Genomic DNA, 20,757 nt, shown 5'->3' with positions numbered 1-20,757 from the left:
CTTCTACGGCACCACCACGATCTTGCGGCCCACCCCTGACGCGAACTGGTCCAGCGCCTCGGGGTAGCGGTCCAGCGGCAGCCGGTCGCTGATGAAGACGTCGGGGTCCAGGACCCCGGTCGCGAACAGCTCCGCCGCGCGTTCGAAGCTGTGCAGGACCGCCATGGAGCCGGTGATGGTGATCTCCTGGTTGTAGATGCGGTACGGGTCGATCGTCACCCGCGTCGCGTAGTCGGCCACGCCGAACTGGAGGAACGTGCCGGCCTTGGCCACCCGGTCCAGGCCGTCCTGGATCGCCGCCGCGTTGCCCGTCGCGTCGATGACCAGGTCCCAGCCCTGCGGTCGGTCCAGCTCGTCCGCGTTCCCGGCCGAGGCCGAGACGCCGAGCTTGCGGGCGGTCTCCAGGCGGGCCGGGTTCACGTCCACCACGTCCACGCTCGCCGCGCCGGTCCGCTTGGCCAGCTCCAGCATCATCAGGCCCATGGTCCCCGAGCCGTAGATCAGCACATGGGCGCCCAGCCGGGACCGCAGGACGTCGTAACCCCGGACCGCGCAGGACAGCGGCTCCACCAGCGCCGCGTCCTGGGTACGGATGTGCTCGGGCAGCCGTACGCAGTTGGCGACCGGCGCGACGGCGAACTGCGCCGCGCCCCCCGCCGTGGTCACGCCGATCGCGGCCCAGCGCTCGCAGAGGTTGTTGTGGCCCGTACGGCAGTACCGGCACTCGTGGCAGTACAGGGACGGGTCCACCGCCACCCGGTCGCCGACCGCGAGCTCGGTGACCTGGGTGCCGACCCCGACCACCTCGCCCGCGAACTCGTGGCCCGGCACGATCGGCAGCTTGGGGGCGAACTCGCCCTGGAGGATGTGCAGGTCGGTGCCGCACAGGCCGCACGCGGCGACCTCGACGACGACCTCGCGCGGCCCTGGCGTCGGGTCGGGGACCTCGGCGACGACGGCACGGCCCACGGACTCGATGACGGCGGCCTTCATTTCACGGCTCCCAGCGACAGGCCCTGGACCAGTTTGTCCTGGGCGGCGAACCCCGCGGCGAGCACCGGCAGGGAGATGACGAGCGACGCGGCGCACACCTTCGCCAGGAACAGGCCCTGGCTGGTGATGAAGCCGGTCAGGAAGACGGGGGCGGTCTCGGCGACCACGCCGGTGAGCACCCGCGCGAAGAGCAGTTCGTTCCAGCTGAAGATGAAGCAGATCAGGGCCGTGGCCGCGATGCCCGGCAGGGCGATGGGGGCGACCACGCGCGCGAGGATCGTCGGGAGCCTCGCGCCGTCCACCCTCGCCGCCTCGATGACCGCGACCGGGACCTCGGCGAGGAAGGACTGCATCATCCAGACCGCGATCGGCAGGTTCATCGAGGTGTAGAGGATGACCAGCAGCCAGATGTTGTCGAGCATGTCCGTGTTCTTCGCGAACAGGTAGATGGGCAGCAGGCCCGCCACCACCGGCAGCATCTTCGTGGACAGGAAGAAGAACAGGACGTCCGTCCACTTCTTGACCGGCCGTATGGACAGCGCGTACGCCGCCGGGAGGGCCAGGAGCAGGACGAAGAGGGTGGAGGCCAGCGAGGCGACGGTCGAGTTGATCAGCGCGGGCCAGGGGCTCGCGCCGCCGCCCGTGCCGAAGAACTCGCGGTAGCCGTCCAGGGTGAGGGCGGCGCCGAAGGAGGGCGGGTTGGTGGCCGCGTCCGACTCCGAGTGGAACGACGTCAGGGCCATCCAGGCGATCGGCAGGAAGAAGACGATCCCCACCAGCCAGGCCACCAGGCCCAGACCGAGTCCCTTGCGTTTCACGGCGATGGTGCTGCTCATGCGCGGCCGGCCTCCTCACGGAACAGGGACGACACCACGCGCAGGGCGAAGGTCGCGATGATGATCGAGCCGATGACGACCAGGACGCCGGCGGCCGAGGCGAGGCCGTTCTCGTGGGCCTGGTAGAAGCTCTGGTAGACGGTGTAGGGCAGGTTGGCGGTCCCGAGGCCGCCGGAGGTGATCGTGAAGACCGCGTCGAAGTTCTGGACGATGTAGATCGAGCCCAGCAGGGCGCCGAGTTCCAGATAGCGGCGCAGGTGCGGGAGGGTCAGGTACCGGAAGATCTGCCAGCCGCTCGCGCCGTCCACCCGCGCGGCCTCCATCTGCTGCTGGTCGCGGCTCTGGAGGCCGGCCAGCAGGATGAGCATCATGAACGGGGTCCACTGCCAGACGAGGGACGCCTCGACCGCGAGCAGCGGGGTGTTGGATATCCAGTCCGGCTGTGGGCCGCCCACATAGTGCAACAGCCCATTGAACAGGCCGTATTCAGGGTTGTAGAGCACATGCTTCCAGAGCAGTGCGGCGGCCACCGGGACCACCAGGAAGGGGGCGATCAGCAGGGTGCGGACCACGCCCCGGCCCTTGAAACGGCGGTCGAGGAGCAGGGCCAGGAGCAGTCCGAGGACCAGGCTGACCAGGACGACGGTCACCGTCAGCAGGATCGTCGTCCACACCGAGTGGCGCAGGTCCGCGTCGGTGAGGACCTCCCGGTAGTTGTCGACGCCGGTGAAGTGGCGGGCCTTGGGATAGAGGGAGTTCCAGTCGAAGAACGAGATCACCACCGTGGCCACGAAGGGCAGCTGGGTGACCACGATCATGAAGATCAGGGCGGGGAGCAGCGGGGCGCGGGTGGCCCAGGCGCGCAGCCGGTTCGAGGGCCGGCGCGCGGTGCTCACGGGGGTGGTGGCCGGTGGGGCCATGGTCGTGGCGGTCATCGTCCCTCGTACTCCTCGGCGATCTTCTCGGCGATCTGCTGGGACTTCTTCAGGGCCGACTCGACGGACTGGCGTCCGGCGATGGCCGCGCTGATCTCCTGGGAGACCCTGGTGCCGAGGTCGGTGAACTCGGGGATGCCGACGAACTGGATGCCGGGCGCGGGGCGCGGCTGCACACCCGGGTCGTTCGGCCGGGCCTGCTCGATGGCCTGCTTGGTCATCTCCTGGAAGGCGGCGGCCTCCTTGACGTAGGCCGGATTGGTGTACGTCGAAGCCCGCTTGCCGGCCGGGACGTTGGACCAGCCGATCCGGTCGCCCACCAGCTGCTCGTACTGCTTGCTGGAGGCCCAGGAGACGAACTTCCAGGCCTTGTCCGGATTGCGGGAGGCGTCCTGGATGCCCCAGGCCCAGGTGTAGAGCCAGCCGGAGGACTCCGTCTTCTCCACGGGGGCGGGGGCGTAGCCCACCTTGCCCTTGACCGGGGAGCCCTTCGCCTCCAGGGAACCGGCCGCCGAGGTGGCGTCGTACCACATGGCGACCTTGCCCTGGGTCATGTTGTTGAGGCACTCGGCGAAGCCGGACTGGGCGGCGCCGGACTCACCGTGCTCGCGCACGAGGTCGACGTAGAACTTCGTGGCCTGCTCGAAGGCGGGCGAGTCGAGCCGGGCCTTCCAGCTCTTGTCGAACCAGGTGCCGCCGAAGGTGTTCACGACCGTGGTCAGGGGTGCCATGACCTCGCCCCAGCCCGGCAGGCCGCGCAGGCAGATGCCCTTCATGCCGGGCTCGGCCCCGTCGGCCTTCGCCGCCAGGTCCGCCACCTGCTGCCAGGTGGGACGGGCCGGCATCGTCAGGCCCTTCTGCTCGAAGACGTCCTTGCGGTACATCAGGAAGGACGACTCGCCGTAGAAGGGCTGGCCGTAGAGCTTGCCGTCGTCGCCGGTCAGCGACTGGCGCATCGGAGCCAGGACGTCCTTCTCGTCGTACGAGGGGTCCTTGGCCACGTACGAGTCCATCTCGTGCAGCCAGCCGTTGCGGGCGTAGATCGGGATCTCGTAGTTGGACAGGGTCGCCACGTCGTACTGGCCGGCCTGGTTGGCGAAGTCCTGGCTGATCTTGTCGCGGACGTCGTTCTCGGGCAGGACGGTGAAGTTGACCTTGATCCCGGTCTCCTTGGTGAAGTGGGCCCGGGTCAGCTTCTGCAGCTCGGTCATCTGGGGGTTGTTGACCATCAGGACGTTGATGGCGTCACCGCCCGACCCCGCCCCGCCCGCGCCGACCCAGCAGCCGGACAGCAGCGGGGCGAGCAGCGTCCCTGCGACGGCCATGGCGAGCGTGGCTCGCGGTGGCCGTCGTCGGCTCTGGGTTCGCATGGATCGCTCCTGGACATAGGGGGATACAAGGGGCACCGCTGGTCGTCGGTGGCCCGTGGAGGTGTCGGTTCGAGATTCAGGCCCTGATGACCTGCGGGCCCAGCAGGGAGTACCGGTGCGCCTCCGAGGAGGGCAGCAGCGTGCTCGTCACGATCGCCTCCAGCGCGCCGATCTCCGCGAAGCGGCAGAAGCTGACCGCGCCGAACTTGGTGTGCACACCGGCGAACACCGTCCGGCGAGCCGCCCGGATCGCCTGCGCCTTGACCTCGCTGACGGCCGGATCGGGGGTGGTGAGGCCGTGTTCGCGGGAGATGCCGTTGGCCCCGATGTAGGCGAGGTCGAGGACGAATCCGGCCAGCATCCTGGTCGTCCAGTGGTCGACGGTCGCCAGGGTGCCGGGGCGGACCCGGCCGCCGAGCAGCAGGACGGAGGTGTTGTCGGCCTCGGCGAGGGCGCCGGCGACCGGGAGGGACGCGGTGACCACGGTCAGCGGCCGGTCCCTGGGCAGGGCCTCGGCGATGAGCTGCGGGGTGAAGCCCTCGTCGACGAAGACCGTCTCGGCGTCCCCGAGCAGCTCGGCCGCGGCGGCCGCGACCCTGCGCTTCTCGGGCACGTGGCTGGTGGCGCGGAAGGCGAGCGTGGTCTCGAACCCGGCGCTCTCCACGGGGTAGGCGCCGCCGTGCGTACGGCGGACCAGGCCGTGGTCCTCCAGGGCGCGGAGGTCTCTGCGCACCGTCTCCTTGGCGACGCCGAGTTGTGCGGCCAGGGTGTTGACGTCCACGGCGCCTGTGGTGCGGGCGGCACGAACGATCTCCCGCTGGCGTTCTTCCGCGGTTCTGGTCATTCGGTCACCCGCCTTCCTGTCGTGCGCTGCCCGTTCGGGCCGTTGCAGGAAGTTCTACAGCGGGTGCGAGTCGGTGACCAGGTCTGTTGCGGGGGCAGTAGTGACCGCGTGTGCCCGTTCGGGCGGGCTGGGCCCATGAACTCGGGTGGTGCGGTCGTACGGCGGCTGCGAGTGCGTTGTGGCTGGTCGCGCAGTTCCCCGCGCCCCTGGGGGGTGGCGCTTCGCGCCTGCCCCCAGGCTGCTTCTCGTGCCCGGAATGGCTGCGGGCGGGCCCGTTCGGTGCCCGCCCACCCTTGCGACGAGGATTCAGTACGGCCAGATCGGCGGGTCCGTCGCGAACTGGCCGCCCAGGTAGGCGTGGCCCTCGTTGTCGTCCTGGAGTTCGCCCTGCTCGGCGATGAGCTTGTCCGCGTAGGGCTCGGAGTCGTCCTGCGGGTCGTAGCCGAGCGCCCGCGCGGTGGTCAGGTCCCACCACAGGCGGGTGTTGGCGGAGGAGCCGTAGACCACGGTGTGGCCGACCTGCTCGGCGGTCAGGGCCGCGTGGAAGAGGCGGGCGCCGTCGGCCGGGCTCATCCACACCGAGAGCATCCGCACGCTGGTCGGCTCGGCGAAGCAGGATCCGATGCGGACGGAGACGGTCTCCAGGCCGTGCCTGTCCCAGTAGAGCTGGGCGAGGTCCTCGCCGAAGGACTTGGACAGGCCGTAGAAGGTGTCCGGGCGGCGCGGGGTGTCGATCGGGATGAGCGGGTCGCCGTCCCGCGGCCGCGGGGTGTAGCCGACTGCGTGGTTGGAGGAGGCGAAGACGATCCGTCCGACACCCTCCGCCTGCGCTGCCTCGTACAGGTTGTAGGTGCCCTCGATGTTCGCCTTGAGGATCTTCTCGAAGGGGGCTTCCAGGGAGATGCCCGCGAGGTGGATGATCGCGTCGACGCCCCGTACGGCCTCGCGCAGCGCGTCCTTGTCGGCGAGGTCGGCGACGATCGCGTCCGGCTCGCCCTCGACGGGCCGCAGATCGAGCAGGCGCAGCTCGTAGCCGTAGGCCGGGAGCAGATCCCGCATCAGGGTGCCGAGCCCGCCGGCGGCACCGGTGAGCAGAACGGTACGGGGAGCGGGCATTCGCGGGTCTCCTTGAACGGCCTCATGAGTACGGTATTCACATTCGTGGACAAGTTAGGGATCGTGTCGTGACTTCGTCAAGGGTGGCGCGATACGAGTTCATAAACATAAACTCTGATCAGTATTCTGCATGCCACTCTAGGGAGAGCCTGTGACGCCGTCCGCCGACCTCGCCCACCGACTCGGCATCCCCAGCGGGCCGCTGTTCTTCCCCGTCACCGCCTACGGCCCCGACGGATCCCCCGACCTCGCCGTGTACCGCGCGCACGTACGCCGAGGCGTGGACGCGGGGGCCGCGGCCGTGTTCGCCTGCTGCGGCACCGGGGAGTTCCACGCGCTCACGCCCGAGGAGTTCGAGCGGTGTGTCCGGGCGGCCGTCGAGGAGACGGCGGGGCGCGTGCCGGTGGTCGCGGGCGCCGGATACGGCACCGCGCTCGCCGTCCGGTACGCCCGGCTCGCCGAGGCGGCCGGCGCCGACGGCCTGCTCGCCATGCCGCCGTACCTCGTCGTCGCCGGGCAGGAGGGGCTGCTGCGGCACTACCGCGAGGTGGCCGCCGCGACCGCGCTGCCGGTGATCGTCTACCAGCGCGACAACGCCGTCTTCACCCCGGAAACCGTCGTCCAGCTGGCCCGCACCGAGGGGATCATCGGGCTCAAGGACGGGCTCGGCGACCTCGATCTGATGCAGCGGACCGTCAGCGCCGTCCGCACCGAGGCGCCCGGCGACTTCCTCTACTTCAACGGGCTGCCGACCGCCGAGCAGACCCAGCTCGCCTGCCAGGCCATCGGCGTCCCCCTCTACTCCTCCGCCGTCTTCTGCTTCGCCCCCGAGATCGCCCTCGCCTTCCACCGGGCCCTCGTCGACGGCGACCGGGCCACGGCCGACCGGCTGCTCGACGGCTTCTACCGTCCCTTCGTCGAACTGCGCGCGCGGGGCCGCGGGTACGCGGTCTCCCTCGTCAAGGCCGGCGTCCGGATGCGCGGCCTCGACGTGGGGGAGGTCCGCCCGCCGCTGCACGAGCCGGACGAGGACCATGTGAAGCAGCTCGCGCAGATCATCGAGCGCGGGTACGCGCTCCTGGAGGAGGCACAGTGAAGGCGTCGACGTTCGTCTACCCCTGGGACGTCAACGGGGACCCGGAGGCCGCGGCCCGGATCGCCGGCCTCGGTGTGCGGCAGGCGACCCTCGCCTCCGCCTACCACTCCACGCGCGCGCTGACCCCCCGTCACCCGCGTCACCGCATCGTCACCGCCGAGCACGCGGCCGTCCTGTACCCGACGGACTCGCGCTGGGAAGGGCGTGACCTGCGCCCGTACGCGGCCGGCGACTGGGCGCCGGGCGACGCCTTCGGAGAGGCCTGCGCCGAGCTCGCCGGGGCCGGTCTGGAGGTGCACACCTGGGTCGTCCTCGCGCACAACTCCCGCCTGGGCGCCGAGCATCCGGACACCTGTGTCGTCAACGCCTACGGCGACCGCTACCCCTGGGCCCCGTGCATCGCACAGCCCGCCACGCGCGCGTACCTCGTCGACCTCGCCGTGGAGGCGGCCGTGCGCCCGGGTGCGGCCGGCACCGAACTGGAGTCCCTCGGCTGGTACGGCCTCCAGCACCTGCACGCCCACGACAAGACCGGCGGGGTGCCGCTCGGCGACGCCGGGACGTACCTCATGGCGCTCTGCTTCTGCGGGACGTGCCGCGAGGGGTACGGCGAACAGGGGCTGGACGCCGACGCGCTCGCCGCCGCCGTACGCGCCGCCCTGGAGCCGCTGTGGCAGGGGGCGCCGGACGACGGGGGCTGGGCCGGGGTCGAGAAGCTGCTGGGCTCCGAGCGGGCGGCGGCCACGCGCGCGTGGCGCGACGAGACCGCCCGCACGCTCCAGGAGAGCGCGGTCCGGGCCGTTCGCTCGGCAGCGCCCGAGGGCTTCCAGATCCTGCTGCACGCCGACCCCGTGACGTACCACGTCGGCGCCAACCCGGGCGTCGATCCCGAGCACATCCTGTCCGTCGCGGACGGTGTCGTCGTGCCCTGCGCGGGCGGCCCGGACCTGCTCACGCCCTTCGCCGGGATCCGCGAGGGCGCGGTCGTCGCCGCCAACTTCCCCGTCGTCTCGGGCATGGGCGGCAGCCCGGGCACGCTCGCCGCGGACGTGGCCCGCGCGCGGGAGGCCGGGGCGAGCGAAGTCCGGCTGTATCACGCCGGGTTGGCGTCGGACGGCGACCTGGACGCGATCCGTGAGGCGCTGGCCGGCCTCTGAAACAGCGGGAGCGACGCGGCGAGCCACACCACGCCCAGGACGGCGGACAGCGGCCGCTGGTCGACCGGTTCGACCAGGGCCGCGCCCACCGCGAGACCGAGCACGTTCGGGGTGTACACCAGGGTGTTGGCGGTGGCGACCGTACGGCCCAGCAGGGCGTTCGGGGTCGCACGCTGCACGGCGGTGAGCGCGGCGATCAGCACACAGGGCAGGCCCGCGCCGATGGCGGCGCTGCACGCCAGGGCCGGCGGGTCGGAGGGGATCGCCCGCAGTCCGGCGCCCACGGCGGTCAGGGCGATGCCGTACGCGGCGAACCGGCGCTCGCCCAGTCGGCGCAGGGCGGGCCCGGAGACCAGTCCCACCGCCACCGAACCGGCGCCCTGGACGGCGTACAGCACACCGGCGTACGCGGGGGAGTGGCCGAGGCCGTCGATCACGGCGTACATCAGCGCGCCGTTGATCCCCGCGAAGAGCATGGTGGTGGCGCCCGCCAGGATCAGGGGGCGGAGTGTGGGGTGAGCCCCTATGTGGCGGGCGCCTTCGACGAACGGGGTGCGCCGTGAGGACGGCCTGGGCCCGTCCTCCCGGACGTGCAGACCGCGGTACAGGAGCGCGGCGAGCACGAACGTGGCCGCGTCCAGCAGCGCCACCGCCGGGCCGCCGCTGAGGGCGTAGAGACCCGCTCCGGCCAGGGGCGCCACCAGTTTCATGCCCTCGTTGACCGCCATCCGCAGCCCGTTGAAGTCGCCGAGCAGGGACGGGGCGACGGCGCCGGCGACCAGGGCCGACTCCACCGCGTCGAGGACGACGCCCGTCGCGCCGTAGACGAGGAGGACCGCGAGGACGACGGCGACCCGCTCGGTGAGCAGGACCGGCAGCAGGGCCGCCAACAGCAGGTTGCCGCCGATCAGCAGCGGTTTGCGGCGGCCCCGGTCGGCGATCGTGCCGAGCAGCGGGCCCGCCAGGGTCGGGACCCACATCGCGAGCATGCACAGCGCGGCCAGGCTGTCCGAACCGGTGAGGTCCTTGACCCAGACGCCGGACACCAGCCACAGGGCCGAGGTGCCGAAACCGGAGACGAGCACTCCGGTGAGACAGAGCCTGGCGTCGCGGTCGTGGAGCACCGCCCATGTCTTCCTCATGCCGGCCCATCGTGGGGCTAAGGCCCACGCGACGGGATGGGGCAGGTTCCCTAGATCCCCGGACGATCAGCGATGAGTTCTCGCGGCGGCGGCGGTCCACCCCTCATCACACCGTGAACCGTGAGGAGCTCCGCATGACCGTCCCGCCGCTGGACCTCGGACCGCAGACCCGCGTCATCGCCCTGCTGGCCGAGGGCGTCACCGATGATCAGCTGGGGCATGCCACACCGTGTCCGCAGTACGCGGTGCGCCATCTGCTCGGCCATCTGCTCGGCCTCTCCGCCGCCTTCCGTGACGCCGCCCGCAAGGACCTCGGCGCCACCACCGACACCCCGCCCACCGACTCCCTCCCGGACATCGGCCCCGGCCGGCGCGAGGAGCTGCCCAAGGTCCTCGACGAGCTCGCCGAGGCCTGGCGCGACCCGGCCGCCTGGACCGGTATGACCCGCGCGGGCGGTGTCGACCTGCCCGCCGAGGTCGCGGCCGCCGTCGCCGTGGACGAACTGGTCGTCCACGGCTGGGACCTGGCCATGGCCACCGGCCAGCCGTACGACCCGGACCCCGACGCGCTCCGGGCGGCGTACGACTTCCTCCAGGCGTCCGCCGACGACCCGAGCCGGGACGCCATCTTCGGCCCGATCGTCCCGGTGCCCCAGGACGCACCGCTGCTGGACCGGGCCCTGGGCCTGAGCGGGCGGAACCCGGGCTGGACGCCGTAGACGCCGGTACGGCCCTGCCGTAGACGAACGCAAACGGGCGGCGGGCGGCGGGAGCGGACCGTACGCTCCCCACCATGCCGCCCCTCAGCCTCACCGTCCTCGGTACCGCCTCCCCGCACCCGGCACCGGGCCGCCCCTGCTCCGGCTACCTGCTGCGCGGCGGGGGCGCCGAGGTGTGGGTGGACGCCGGGCCCGGCACCTTCGCGGAATTGCAGCGGCACACGGATCCCTCCCGACTGACGGCCATCTGGATCTCCCACCTGCACGCGGATCACAGCGCCGATCTCCTCGCCGCCGTCTACGCCTTCGCCCACGGCGGACTCACCCCGCCGGCCCCGATCCCGGTCTACGCCCCACCCGGCTGCGCCCACCGGCTCGCCGGGTTCTTCGGGCGCTCCGACGTGCGCTTCCTCGACGGCATCCTCACCTTCCATCCCCTGTACGACGGCCACGAGACCCGGCACTGGAACCTGCGGCTCACCGCGCGGGCCGTCGCGCACGACACCGAGGCCTACGGGCTGCGCGCCGAGTGCGCCGGACGCGTCCTCGCCTACTCGGGGGACAGCGGACCCTGTGCCGCCCTGGTCGAACTCGCCGCGGAGTCCGACGTGTTCCTGTGCGAGGCGGACATCGACCGGCATCGCGAAGGCGAACAGGTCCATCTGACTCCCGAGGACGCCGGAGACATCGCCCGCAAGGCCGGGGCGCGCGAACTGCTCGTCACCCATGTCGGACCGACGCTCACCAGGGAGGCGGCGACCACGCGCGCGGCCGCCGCCTTCGCCGGGCGCACCAGCACGGCCTTCGAGGGCGCCACCCGGCTCGTCTGACGCGGCCGCGGCGCAACTTCGACTTCCTCTGCCGGAAGCATTGACGAAACAACACCGCCCTCTTACCTTCAACGCGTCGTACTTCGTACGTCATATATGAGACGCGATACGCGAGATCAGATACGCAAGATCCGATACGCGAGATCCGAGAGGCGCGCATGACCTCTGTGCCCACGCCGATCCCCTCCCGCACGCAGTACGTGCTGGAGGAGATCAAACGCCGCATCCTCACCGGGCGCCTGACGCCTGGCCAGGCCCTGGTGGAGACCGAACTCGCCGCCCAGTTCGGGGTGTCCAAGACCCCGGTGCGCGAGGCGCTCAAGACCCTGGCCGGGACCGGGCTCGTCGTGATGAGCCAGTACAAGGGCGTCACGGTGCGCATGGTGGACGCGGACATGGCGCGCGAGGTCTACGACGTCCGGCTGCTCCTCGAACCCGAGGCGCTCAAGCGGGCCGTGCGGCGCGGGGCTTCGCTGGAAGCCGCGCGGGACGCCCTCACCCGGGCCGACGACGCCACCGACACCGCCGAACGCTCCCTCGCCAACCGGGAGTTCCACCGCGCCCTGTACCTGCCCTGCGGCAACCCGCTGCTCGGCCGGATGCTCGACGAGGTCCGCGACCAGGCCGCCCTGGTCTCCGCCGTCGCCTGGGCCGCCTCGCCGTCCTGGGACCGGGAGGCCGGCGAGCACCGGGAGATCCTGCGGCTCGCCCTGGACGGCGACGCGGACGGCGCCGCCCGCGCCCTGCACGCCCACATCGCGTCCTTCGTGGAACGAGCGTTCCCCGGAGTGCTGGACCAGGAAGGCCAGGAATGAGCAGCGAGAGCTTCGAGACCCAGCGGGCGGCCCTGGCCGACGTGGTGGCGATCCCGGTGACCCCGTTCGCCGAGGACGGCACCGTCGACCAGGACACCCACCGGGCCCTGCTGCGCCGGTTGCTCGACGGAGGGATCACCACCCTCACCCCCAACGGCAACACCGGCGAGTTCTACGCCCTCAGCCCCGAAGAGCGCCGCCTGGTCACCGAGTTGACCGTCGAGGAGGCCCGGGACCGGGCGAGCGTCCTCGTCGGCGTCGGCCACGACGTGCCCACCGCCGTCGCCTGCGCCCGGCACGCCCGGCAGCTCGGCGCGACCATGGTCATGGTCCACCAGCCCGTCCACCCCTACGTCTCGCAGGACGGCTGGATCGACTACCACCGGGAGATCGCCTCGGCCGTCCCGGAGCTCGGGGTCGTCCCGTACATCCGCAACGCCCGGCTTCGCGGTGAACGACTGGCCGAACTCGCCGACTCCTGCCCGAACGTGATCGGCGTGAAGTACGCCGTCCCGGACGCCGCCAAGTTCGCCGCCTTCGCCCGGGACGCGGGGCTGGAACGCTTCGTGTGGGTGGCCGGGCTCGCCGAGCCCTACGCGCCCTCGTACTTCTCGGCGGGCGCCACCGGCTTCACCTCGGGGCTGGTGAACGTCGCCCCGGCCGTTTCGCTGAACATGATCGAAGCGCTTCGATCCGGTGACTACCCGGCCGCCATGAAGGTCTGGGAGCAGATCCGCCGCTTCGAGGAACTCCGCGCCGCCAACGGCTCCGCCGACAACGTCACCGTCGTCAAGGAGGCCCTCGCCTCCCTCGGCCTGTGCCGCCGCGAAGTGCGCCCGCCGAGCCGCGAGCTGCCCGAGGCCGAGCGCGCCGAGGTCGCCGCGATAGCCGCCGGGTGGTCGATATGACCGACAGGAAGCGCCCCGAAGAGCTCAGAAGCCACCAGTGGTACGGCACCGAGGGCCAGTTGCGCACCTGGTCGCACAACGCCCGGATGCGCCAGCTCGGTTACGAGGCCGAGGAGTACCGGGGCCGCCCGGTGATCGCCGTCCTCAACACCTGGTCCGACATCAACCCGTGCCACGTCCACCTGCGCGAGCGCGCCGAGGCGGTCAAGCGGGGCGTGTGGCAGGCCGGCGGCTTCCCGCTGGAGTTCCCGGTGGCCACCCTCTCGGAGACGTACCAGAAGCCCACCCCCATGCTCTACCGCAACCTGCTCGCGATGGAGACGGAGGAGCTGCTGCGGTCGTACCCGATCGACGCGGCGGTGCTGCTCGGCGGCTGCGACAAGTCGACGCCCGCGCTGCTCATGGGCGCGACCTCGGCCGACGTGGCGTCGGTCTTCGTGCCCGCCGGGCCGATGCTGCCGGGACACTGGCGCGGTGAGACCCTCGGGTCGGGCACCGACATGTGGAAGTACTGGGACGAGCACCGCGCCGGCAACCTGACCGACTGCGAACTGCGGGAACTCCAGGGCGGGTTGGCGCGCTCCCCGGGCCACTGCATGACCATGGGGACCGCGTCCACCATGACCGCGGCAGCGGAGGCCCTGGGCATGACCCTGCCGGGTGCGTCCTCGATCCCGGCCGTCGACTCCGGGCACGAGCGGATGGCCGCGGCCTCCGGGCGCCGTGCGGTGGAGCTCGCCTGGACCGGGCTCAGGCCGTCCCGGATCCTCACCCGCGAGGCCTTCGAGGACGCCGTCACCACGGTGCTCGGGCTGGGCGGCTCCACCAACGCCGTCATCCACCTGATCGCCATGGCCGGCCGGGCGGGCGTCGAGCTCACCCTGGACGACTTCGACCGCATCGCGCGGACCGTGCCGGTGCTGGCGAACGTCCGGCCCGGCGGGCAGACGTACCTCATGGAGGACTTCCACTTCGCCGGTGGTCTGCCCGCCTTCCTCTCCCGGATCACCGACCTGCTCCACCTGGACCGGCCGACCGTCAACGGCACCCTGGGCGAGCAGATCGAGGGCGCCGAGGTGCACGACGACGACGTCATCCGCACCCGGGACAACCCGGTCGCGAGCGAGGGCGGGGTCGCCGTCCTGCGCGGCAACCTCTGTCCCGACGGCGCCGTCATCAAGCACATCTCCGCCGAGCCCCACCTGCTCAAGCACACCGGCACCGCGGTCGTCTTCGACGACTACAGGTCCATGCAACGCACCATCAACGACCCGGCGCTGAACATCACCGCCGACAGCGTCCTGGTGCTGCGCAACGCCGGCCCCAAGGGCGGCCCGGGCATGCCCGAGTACGGCATGCTCCCGATCCCGGACCACCTGCTCAAGCAGGGCGTGCGGGACATGGTCCGCATCTCCGACGCCCGTATGAGCGGCACGAGTTACGGCACCTGCGTACTCCATGTGGCCCCGGAGTCGTACGTCGGAGGTCCGCTGGCCCTGGTCCGCACGGGCGACACGATCACCCTGGACGTCGAAGCCCGCACCCTCCAACTCGACGTGGACGAGCAGGAGTTGGAGCGCAGGAGGGCGGAGTGGACGCCGCCGCCCACCCGCTACGAGCGTGGCTACGGGGCGCTCTACAACGAACAGATCACCCAGGCGAACACCGGCTGCGACTTCGAGTTCCTTGCAAGGCAAGGCAAGGTCCCGGACCCGTACGCAGGCTGACTGCCCACCCAGGGGCGCGGGGGACTGCGCGCCCAGCCACCACGCACGCCGCACACGCCATGCACCCCCAAGTGGCGCCCCACGCACAGCGAGAAAGCGCTTACCGCACCACGAACGCAAGACGTACCGAGAACGGAGACCCTGTCATGGCCCAAGCCGCAGCCGTGGCGACACCGCCCGCGCCACCCCGGCGACGCCGTGCCTCCGCCACGCCGCGCAGACTGCCGTACCTGCTGATCGCACCGGCGGCCCTGCTGATGCTGGGCTTCATCGCCTACCCGGTGATCAGCGTCTTCTACTACAGCCTGCAGAACTACAACCCCACCAAGCCGTGGCGGAACGGCTACGCGGGCTTCGACAACTTCGTCCAGATCTTCACCGAGGACCCCCAGTTCTGGGACACGCTGACCTTCAGCGCCAAGTGGGTCTTCGTCGAGGTCGGACTCCAGCTGCTGTTCGGGCTGGCCCTCGCGCTGATCGTCAACCAGACCTTCGTGGGCCGGGCGGTGGGCCGCGCGCTCGTCTTCTCCCCGTGGGCCGTGTCCGGAGTGCTGACCTCCGCGATCTGGGTGCTGCTCTACAACTCCCAGACAGGCATCACCCGTTACCTCGCCGACATGGGCATCGGCTCCTACGGCACCAGCTGGCTCTCGGACACCTCCACCGTCTTCTCGGCGGCGGTCGTCGCCGACCTGTGGCGCGGAGTCCCCTTCTTCGCGATCCTCATCCTCGCCGACCTCCAGTCCGTCTCCAAGGACCTGTACGAGGCCGCGGAGGTCGACGGGGCCAGCACCGTCAAGCAGTTCTGGCACATCACGCTGCCCCACCTCAAGGACGCGATCATCCTGTCCACGCTGCTGCGCGCGGTGTGGGAGTTCAACAACGTCGACCTGCTCTACACCCTGACCGGCGGCGGACCCGCGGGGGAGACCACCACCCTCCCGCTCTACATCGCCAACACCAGCGTCGACGCCCACAACTTCGGCTACGCGTCCGCCCTGACCACGGTCGCGTTCGTGATCCTGCTCTTCTGCTCGATGGTCTATCTGCGGCTGAGCAAGTTCGGAGGCGGTTCCAAGTGATCACCAAGGAGGCCACGGAGCTCGCGCCCGCGCCCGTGCACGAGACGCCCGAACCATCCCGGCCGGTGAAGCGCCGCCGCGCCTGGGACGAGGTCCCGCGCTGGCACATCTACCTGCCGCTGTCGATCTACCTCGTCTTCACGCTGATCCCCTTCTACTGGATCCTGCTCTTCGCGCTCCGCCCGGCCGGCTCGACCTCGCTCGTGCCCTGGCCGATCACCTTCGACCACTTCGAGAAGGTGTGGACGGAGCGGTCCTTCGGGACGTACTTCGAGAACAGCGTGTACGTCGGTCTCGCCACCCTGGTGATGACGACGCTGGTCGCCCTGGCCGGCGGTTACGCCCTCGCGCGGTTCGACTTCAAGGTCAAGAACGCGTTCATGCTGGCGCTGCTGTGCTCGCAGTTCGTGCCGGGCGCGCTGCTGCTGGTCCCGCTGTTCGAGATCTTCGCCGAGCTGAAGATGATCAACTCGCTGGGCAGTGTCATCATCGCCGAGACGGTCTTCCAGCTCCCGCTGTCGATGATCCTGATCAGCAACTTCATCAAGAACGTGCCGTACTCCCTGGAGGAGGCGGCCTGGGTCGACGGCTGCAACCGGCTGACGGCGTTCCGGATCGTCGTCCTGCCCCTTCTCCGCCCCGGCCTGATCGCCGTCGGCTCCTTCGCCTTCGTGCACTCCTGGAACCACTTCCTGTTCGCCCTGATGTTCCTCAACAACCAGGACAAGCAGACGATCCCGGTCGGCCTCAACACCCTGATGAGCGCGGACAGCGTCGACCTCGGCGCGCTGGCCGCGGGCGGCATCATCGCGGCGGTACCCGTGGTGATCGTGTTCGCCTTCATCCAGAAGTGGCTGATCACGGGCTTCAGCGCGGGGGCGGTGAAGGGATGACACTCCGTCGGATCAGCGGAACGTGTGCGCAGGCCGCCCCGGGGACCGCCGGTGACCGCCACGAGCACGCGGTCGGCCACGGGACCGCACCTGGCCGGACCGGCGTCCGGGGCCCGTGCCTCGCGGAGAGCGGGCACGACCTCGGGTTCCCGGCTTCGGCCGCCGGCCCGGCGGTGGCCTTCGGCGGTGTCCGTGCGGTCAGCGGTCGGACCGGGGAGGTCTCCGCGCGGTGGGGGGTCCGTGCGCGGGCGGGAGCGGCTGACGTCGGGCGAGTCGTCGTGACGGCCGACGTGGGCCCGATGCCCTTCCGGCGAGCCGGGACCGCCGAGTGCGGCAAGGAGGTGACGGCGAAGTGAGACTCCGTCGGATCGCCGTGGCCGGCCTGGTACTGGGTCTGGTGGGTGTCGCCGTCCGAGCCGCGGGACGTGCCGTCGGCCGTGTCCTGCTGGGGCTGGGCGATGCCCGGGTGCCGGAGGCGAGGGGCGTGTCCGTCGCTCCGGGTTCCGGTACGGGGCCGCTCCACCGGAACGCCATCCTCTCCGACGGCAGTCCCATGGACCCGCTCGCCGTCCACAACGCCTACAAGTCCGGCAGCGAGCGCGACCTCACGGCGGACGTCGGCCGGACGCCTACCCTGCACACAAAGATCGACAGCGCCGAAGCGGCCGACCGACAGGTGGCACGCGGCGCGGGCGCAGGGAGGATGCCATGAACACCGTGGACACCATGAACACCGACAGCACCCCGGGCGCCGTGGACATCGTCCTGGCGGGGGCGCGCGGACACGGCCGCTGGCACCTGGAGAACATCCGCCGGCTCCAGGACAAGGGGATCGTACGGCTGGCGGGGATCTGCGAACTGACCCCGCTGACTGGGGACGAGATCCCCGAAGGGCTGGGCACGCCCGAGCAGTCCGCCGACTTCGGCGCGCTCCTCGACTCCACCGGCGCCCGGATCGCGGTGATCTGCACCCCGATCCCGACCCACACCGACCTGGCGCTCGAAGCCGCCCGCCGAGGCGTGCACATCCTGCTGGAGAAGCCCCCGGCGCCGTCCTACGCCGAGTTCCGCCGCATGGCCGACGGGGTCGCCGCGGCCGGGGTCGCCTGCCAGATCGGCTTCCAGTCGCTCGGTTCGCACGCCGTGCCCGCCATCCGCGAGCTGGTCGAGGAGGGGGCGATCGGCGAGGTGGCCGGGATCGGCGGGGCCGGCGCCTGGGCACGTGCCGAGGCGTACTACCGGCGTGCGCCCTGGGCGGGCAAGCGGCGGATGAACGGCGTCGACGTGATCGACGGGGTTCTGACCAACCCGCTGGCCCACGCCGTCGCCACCGCGCTCGCCCTCAACGGCACCACCCGCGCCGAGGACGTCACCCGGATCGAGACCGAGCTGCTGCGCGCCAACGACATCGAGTCCGACGACACCTCCTGCGTCCGCGTGACCACCGCGAACGGCCGCAAGGTCACCGTTGCAGCCACCCTGTGCGCCGAGGACCCGGACGAGCCGTACGTCGTCGTGCACGGCAGCCAGGGCCGGATCACCTACTGGTACAAGCAGGACCGCGTGCTGCTCCAGCGGGCCGGGCACGGCCCCGAGGAGTACGAGTACGGCCGCACCGACCTCCTGGAGAACCTGGTCGACCACGTCACCGACGGCGACGACCTCCTCGTCGTCCCGGACGTGACGGGCGCCTTCATGAAGGTCGTCGAGGCGATCCGGCTGGCTCCCGACCCGACCCCGCTCCCGGCCACGGCCTGGCACCTGCTCCCCGACGAGGACCGCCGTGTCGTCCCCGGCATCGACGGACTCGTCGCGGCCGCCGCCGACGACCTCGCCCTCTACTCCGAGCTGGGCGCCGACTGGGCCCGGCCGCACGACGCGAACGAGGTGAGCACATGACGACCCCCGATTCCCCGGTCCTGCGTGTCGCGGGCCGCCCGGTCGGCCGCTACGCCACCCGGCCCGAGCTGCCCGCCCGGCTCTCCCCGCGCCCCTATCTGCACCCGGTCACCACCCTGGCCGGCACGGCTGTCACCGAGCTCAGCCCCGCCGACCACATCCACCACCTCGGCGTCGGTGTCGCCGTTCCCGACGTCGAGGGGCACAACTTCTGGGGCGGGCGCACCTACGTCCGCGACCAGGGCCCGACCGAGCTCGACAACCACGGCGCCCAGCGCCACCACTCCTTCCAGCTCCGCGACCCGGACGGCTTCGTGGAGGAGCTGCGCTGGGTCGCCTCGGGAGCGGAGCTGCTGCGTGAGCGCCGTACCGTCGCGGCCACCGAACTGAGCCCCGCCGCCTGGGCGTTGGACTTCACCTTCTCCCTCACCAACGTCACCCGGGAGCCGCTGTCGATCGGCAGCCCGGCCACCAACGGCCGCCCGGGCGCGGCCTACGGCGGTTTCTTCTGGCGGGCCCGCAAGGAGCAGGACGCGCCGGACGTCTTCACCGTCGACCGCGAGGGCGAGGCCGCGATCCACGGCACCCGCGCCGACTGGGTCGCCCTCGCGGGCAGCACCTGGACGCTCGTCTTCGCGGGGGCCACCGAACAGACCCGCAGGGACCCCTGGTTCGTGCGCGCCGACGAGTACCCGGGGGTGGGCTCCTCGCTCGCCCACGAGGAGCGGCTGCCGATCCCGGCCGGCGAGACCGTCGTACGGCGGATCGTCACCGTCGTGGCCGACGGACGCCTGCCGCGGGCTCGAAGCGGCCGCCCTGGTGCGGAAGGCGGTCAGCCAGTGACGCCCACGACGGCGAACCCGCCGACGACGTACACGAACCCGGTCCTGAACGCCGACTGGTCCGACCCCGACGTCATCCGCGTCGGCGACGACTTCTACCTCACCGCCTCCAGCTTCGGCCGCGTCCCCGGCCTGCCCCTGCTGCACTCCCGCGACCTCGTCAACTGGACCCTGATCGGCCACGCCCTCGAACGCCTGCAACCAGTCGCGGAGTTCACCAGGCCGCGGCACGACTGCGGAGTCTGGGCGCCTTCCCTCAGGTACCACGACGAACGGTTCTGGATCTTCTGGGGCGACCCCGACCAGGGCATCTTCCAGGTCAACGCCCCCGGGATCAGGGGTCCTTGGACCCGCCCGCACCTGGTCAAGTCCGGCAAGGGCCTGATCGACCCGTGCCCGCTGTGGGACGAGGAGACCGGCGAGGCCTATCTGGTGCACGCCTGGGCCAAGTCCCGCTCCGGCGTCAAGAACCGGCTCACCGGACACCGGATGGACCTCGACGGCCGCGAGCTCCTCGACGAGGGCAAGGTGATCGTCGACGGCGACCGGATCCCCGGCTGGTTCACCCTCGAAGGACCCAAGCTCTACCGGCACGACGGCTGGTTCTGGATCCTCGCGCCCGCCGGGGGAGTGGAGACGGGCTGGCAGGGCGCCTTCCGCTCGCGCGGGTTCTTCGGTCCCTACGAGGAGAAGGTCGTCCTGGAACAGAAGGACACCGACGTCAACGGCCCCCACCAGGGCGGCTGGGTGCGCACCCCGTCCGGCCAGGACTGGTTCCTGCACTTCCAGCAGAAGGGGGCCTACGGCCGGGTCGTCCACCTCCAGCCGATGCGCTGGGGCGCCGACGGCTGGCCGGTGCTCGGCGACGAGGGCGCCCCCGTCGCCGTACACCCGAGGCCCGATCTGCCGCCGCAGCCGGACGCGGCGCCCGCCACCGACGACGACTTCCCCGGTGGACGCTTCGGCCGTCAGTGGCAGTGGACCGCCAACCCGCAGCCCGGCTGGGCCACCCACCACTCCGGTGACGGACTACGGCTCACCTGCGTCCGCTCGGCCGACGCGCACGACCTGCGCAGACTGCCGAACGTCCTCACCCAGCGGCTGCCCGGCACACCCTCGGCCGTCGAGGTCGAGCTGGAGCTGCACAGTGCGGAGCCGGGGGCGCGCGCCGGACTCGCCGTCCTCGGGGACGCCTTCGGCTGGATCGGACTTCAGCGCGGGGCCGACGGGAGCGTCCACCTCGTGCACCGGTTCGCGGAGGGTGTCGCCGAGCAGGAGCGGGACGCCGACCGTCCGCGACCGGCTCCCGCCGCGAAGGCGCGGCTGCGGATCGAGATCGGTGCGGGGGCCCGCTGCCGGTTCTTCCACGACCTCGGCGAGGGACTCCAGCCCTCCGGACCCGTCTTCGCCGCCACCCCCTGGCGCTGGGTCGGAGCCCTGCTCGGGCTGTTCGCCCTGGCGCCCGTCGGAGGAGGGCACGCCGGGGCGGCAACCTTCTCGCACTTCAGGATCGACCACCTGTAACGCACCGAACCCGTAAGCCTGTTGGGAGC

General features: G+C 71.4%; 20 protein-coding genes and 1 pseudogene. 14 read left to right on the top strand and 7 right to left on the bottom strand.

Annotated features, from left to right (window positions below):
* Window positions 1-3 precede the first annotated feature (3 nt).
* The 6 genes from M2163_RS15330 to M2163_RS15305 all read right to left on the bottom strand — a co-directional run bounded on the left by M2163_RS15330 (window position 4) and on the right by M2163_RS15305 (window position 6,094).
* A complete protein-coding gene (locus M2163_RS15330) occupies window positions 4-993 on the bottom strand; it encodes a zinc-dependent alcohol dehydrogenase family protein (protein WP_280852231.1) in 990 nt (329 codons plus the stop codon).
* The gene (locus M2163_RS15325) at window positions 990-1,829 is read right to left on the bottom strand and encodes a carbohydrate ABC transporter permease (protein WP_280852232.1); all 840 of its coding nucleotides are present in this window, start codon (window positions 1,827-1,829) and stop codon (window positions 990-992) included. The genes M2163_RS15330 and M2163_RS15325 overlap by 4 nt, the downstream gene beginning before the upstream one ends.
* On the bottom strand, window positions 1,826-2,764 hold the full coding sequence (locus M2163_RS15320) for a sugar ABC transporter permease (RefSeq protein WP_280852233.1): 939 nt from the start codon (window positions 2,762-2,764) through the stop codon (window positions 1,826-1,828). The genes M2163_RS15325 and M2163_RS15320 overlap by 4 nt, the downstream gene beginning before the upstream one ends.
* Entirely contained in the window at window positions 2,761-4,134 is a 1,374-nt protein-coding gene (locus M2163_RS15315) for a sugar ABC transporter substrate-binding protein (protein ID WP_280852234.1), read from the bottom strand. Before M2163_RS15315 ends, M2163_RS15320 begins: the two co-directional genes overlap by 4 nt.
* Before the next feature lie 76 nt (window positions 4,135-4,210).
* Complete coding sequence (locus tag M2163_RS15310) at window positions 4,211-4,978, bottom strand: DeoR/GlpR family DNA-binding transcription regulator (RefSeq protein WP_280852235.1); 768 nt, start codon at window positions 4,976-4,978, stop codon at window positions 4,211-4,213.
* A gap of 306 nt (window positions 4,979-5,284) precedes the next feature.
* A complete protein-coding gene (locus M2163_RS15305; protein ID WP_280852236.1) occupies window positions 5,285-6,094 on the bottom strand; it encodes an NAD(P)-dependent oxidoreductase in 810 nt (269 codons plus the stop codon).
* A gap of 151 nt (window positions 6,095-6,245) precedes the next feature.
* Here M2163_RS15305 and M2163_RS15300 point away from each other — a divergent pair, with 151 nt between their 5' ends.
* Together M2163_RS15300 and M2163_RS15295 are read left to right on the top strand one after the other, a co-directional pair.
* On the top strand, window positions 6,246-7,190 hold the full coding sequence (locus tag M2163_RS15300) for a 5-dehydro-4-deoxyglucarate dehydratase (RefSeq protein ID WP_280894206.1): 945 nt from the start codon (window positions 6,246-6,248) through the stop codon (window positions 7,188-7,190).
* The gene (locus tag M2163_RS15295; RefSeq protein WP_280852238.1) at window positions 7,187-8,347 is read left to right on the top strand and encodes a hypothetical protein; all 1,161 of its coding nucleotides are present in this window, start codon (window positions 7,187-7,189) and stop codon (window positions 8,345-8,347) included. Before M2163_RS15300 ends, M2163_RS15295 begins: the two co-directional genes overlap by 4 nt.
* On the opposite strand, the gene M2163_RS15290 is transcribed toward M2163_RS15295, so the two are convergent.
* On the bottom strand, window positions 8,284-9,489 hold the full coding sequence (locus M2163_RS15290; RefSeq protein ID WP_280894205.1) for an MFS transporter: 1,206 nt from the start codon (window positions 9,487-9,489) through the stop codon (window positions 8,284-8,286). The two genes, M2163_RS15295 and M2163_RS15290, sit on opposite strands and share 64 nt — an antisense overlap.
* Window positions 9,490-9,623: 134 nt before the next feature.
* On the opposite strand from M2163_RS15290, the gene M2163_RS15285 reads away from it, so the two are divergent.
* The 12 genes and pseudogenes from M2163_RS15285 to M2163_RS15230 all read left to right on the top strand — a co-directional run bounded on the left by M2163_RS15285 (window position 9,624) and on the right by M2163_RS15230 (window position 20,728).
* A complete protein-coding gene (locus tag M2163_RS15285; protein WP_280852240.1) occupies window positions 9,624-10,208 on the top strand; it encodes a TIGR03086 family metal-binding protein in 585 nt (194 codons plus the stop codon).
* Between the two features lie 74 nt (window positions 10,209-10,282).
* Window positions 10,283-11,038 (top strand): MBL fold metallo-hydrolase, encoded by a 756-nt coding sequence (locus M2163_RS15280; protein WP_280894204.1) that lies wholly within the window; start codon window positions 10,283-10,285, stop codon window positions 11,036-11,038.
* A gap of 158 nt (window positions 11,039-11,196) precedes the next feature.
* Window positions 11,197-11,853 (top strand): GntR family transcriptional regulator, encoded by a 657-nt coding sequence (locus M2163_RS15275; RefSeq protein WP_125193039.1) that lies wholly within the window; start codon window positions 11,197-11,199, stop codon window positions 11,851-11,853.
* Window positions 11,850-12,761 (top strand): dihydrodipicolinate synthase family protein, encoded by a 912-nt coding sequence (locus M2163_RS15270; RefSeq protein WP_280894203.1) that lies wholly within the window; start codon window positions 11,850-11,852, stop codon window positions 12,759-12,761. Before M2163_RS15275 ends, M2163_RS15270 begins: the two co-directional genes overlap by 4 nt.
* Entirely contained in the window at window positions 12,758-14,488 is a 1,731-nt protein-coding gene (araD, locus tag M2163_RS15265; RefSeq protein WP_280852243.1) for an L-arabinonate dehydratase, read from the top strand. Before M2163_RS15270 ends, araD begins: the two co-directional genes overlap by 4 nt.
* 146 nt (window positions 14,489-14,634) lie before the next feature.
* Window positions 14,635-15,570: a sugar ABC transporter permease gene (locus M2163_RS15260; protein ID WP_280852244.1), complete on the top strand. Its 936-nt coding sequence runs from the start codon at window positions 14,635-14,637 to the stop codon at window positions 15,568-15,570.
* On the top strand, window positions 15,567-16,463 hold the full coding sequence (locus tag M2163_RS15255; protein WP_280894202.1) for a carbohydrate ABC transporter permease: 897 nt from the start codon (window positions 15,567-15,569) through the stop codon (window positions 16,461-16,463). The genes M2163_RS15260 and M2163_RS15255 overlap by 4 nt, the downstream gene beginning before the upstream one ends.
* On the top strand, window positions 16,460-16,819 hold the full coding sequence (locus M2163_RS15250) for a hypothetical protein (RefSeq protein WP_280894201.1): 360 nt from the start codon (window positions 16,460-16,462) through the stop codon (window positions 16,817-16,819). The genes M2163_RS15255 and M2163_RS15250 overlap by 4 nt, the downstream gene beginning before the upstream one ends.
* The gene (locus M2163_RS46625) at window positions 16,816-17,175 is read left to right on the top strand and encodes a hypothetical protein (RefSeq protein WP_348540961.1); all 360 of its coding nucleotides are present in this window, start codon (window positions 16,816-16,818) and stop codon (window positions 17,173-17,175) included. The genes M2163_RS15250 and M2163_RS46625 overlap by 4 nt, the downstream gene beginning before the upstream one ends.
* Window positions 17,172-18,362, top strand: a complete 1,191-nt coding sequence (locus M2163_RS15240; RefSeq protein ID WP_280852246.1) for a Gfo/Idh/MocA family oxidoreductase — start codon at window positions 17,172-17,174, stop codon at window positions 18,360-18,362. Before M2163_RS46625 ends, M2163_RS15240 begins: the two co-directional genes overlap by 4 nt.
* A pseudogene (locus M2163_RS15235) lies at window positions 18,359-19,108 on the top strand (PmoA family protein); the annotation flags it as partial. The gene M2163_RS15240 and the pseudogene M2163_RS15235, both read left to right, overlap by 4 nt.
* A gap of 93 nt (window positions 19,109-19,201) precedes the next feature.
* Window positions 19,202-20,728: a glycoside hydrolase 43 family protein gene (locus tag M2163_RS15230; RefSeq protein ID WP_280897260.1), complete on the top strand. Its 1,527-nt coding sequence runs from the start codon at window positions 19,202-19,204 to the stop codon at window positions 20,726-20,728.
* Window positions 20,729-20,757 lie beyond the last annotated feature (29 nt).

Source organism: Streptomyces sp. SAI-135, assembly GCF_029893805.1.
Taxonomy (GTDB): Bacteria; Actinomycetota; Actinomycetes; order Streptomycetales; family Streptomycetaceae; genus Streptomyces.
The sequence above is the reverse complement of the archived record's forward strand: the minus strand, read 5'-3'. Positions and strand labels throughout refer to the sequence as shown.

What these genes read in the sequence shown, in the direction of transcription:
- M2163_RS15260 (WP_280852244.1), top strand. Translation starts at nt 14,635, where the DNA reads ATGGCCCAAGCCGCAGCCGTGGCGACACCGCCCGCGCCACCCCGGCGA.
- M2163_RS15250 (WP_280894201.1), top strand. Translation starts at nt 16,460, where the DNA reads ATGACACTCCGTCGGATCAGCGGAACGTGTGCGCAGGCCGCCCCGGGG.
- M2163_RS15240 (WP_280852246.1), top strand. Translation starts at nt 17,172, where the DNA reads ATGAACACCGTGGACACCATGAACACCGACAGCACCCCGGGCGCCGTG.
- M2163_RS15285 (WP_280852240.1), top strand. Translation starts at nt 9,624, where the DNA reads ATGACCGTCCCGCCGCTGGACCTCGGACCGCAGACCCGCGTCATCGCC.
- M2163_RS15310 (WP_280852235.1), bottom strand. Translation starts at nt 4,978, where the DNA reads ATGACCAGAACCGCGGAAGAACGCCAGCGGGAGATCGTTCGTGCCGCC.
- M2163_RS15280 (WP_280894204.1), top strand. Translation starts at nt 10,283, where the DNA reads ATGCCGCCCCTCAGCCTCACCGTCCTCGGTACCGCCTCCCCGCACCCG.
- M2163_RS15290 (WP_280894205.1), bottom strand. Translation starts at nt 9,489, where the DNA reads ATGAGGAAGACATGGGCGGTGCTCCACGACCGCGACGCCAGGCTCTGT.
- araD (WP_280852243.1), top strand. Translation starts at nt 12,758, where the DNA reads ATGACCGACAGGAAGCGCCCCGAAGAGCTCAGAAGCCACCAGTGGTAC.
- M2163_RS15315 (WP_280852234.1), bottom strand. Translation starts at nt 4,134, where the DNA reads ATGCGAACCCAGAGCCGACGACGGCCACCGCGAGCCACGCTCGCCATG.
- M2163_RS15330 (WP_280852231.1), bottom strand. Translation starts at nt 993, where the DNA reads ATGAAGGCCGCCGTCATCGAGTCCGTGGGCCGTGCCGTCGTCGCCGAG.
- M2163_RS15305 (WP_280852236.1), bottom strand. Translation starts at nt 6,094, where the DNA reads ATGCCCGCTCCCCGTACCGTTCTGCTCACCGGTGCCGCCGGCGGGCTC.
- M2163_RS15325 (WP_280852232.1), bottom strand. Translation starts at nt 1,829, where the DNA reads ATGAGCAGCACCATCGCCGTGAAACGCAAGGGACTCGGTCTGGGCCTG.
- M2163_RS15275 (WP_125193039.1), top strand. Translation starts at nt 11,197, where the DNA reads ATGACCTCTGTGCCCACGCCGATCCCCTCCCGCACGCAGTACGTGCTG.
- M2163_RS15270 (WP_280894203.1), top strand. Translation starts at nt 11,850, where the DNA reads ATGAGCAGCGAGAGCTTCGAGACCCAGCGGGCGGCCCTGGCCGACGTG.
- M2163_RS15320 (WP_280852233.1), bottom strand. Translation starts at nt 2,764, where the DNA reads ATGACCGCCACGACCATGGCCCCACCGGCCACCACCCCCGTGAGCACC.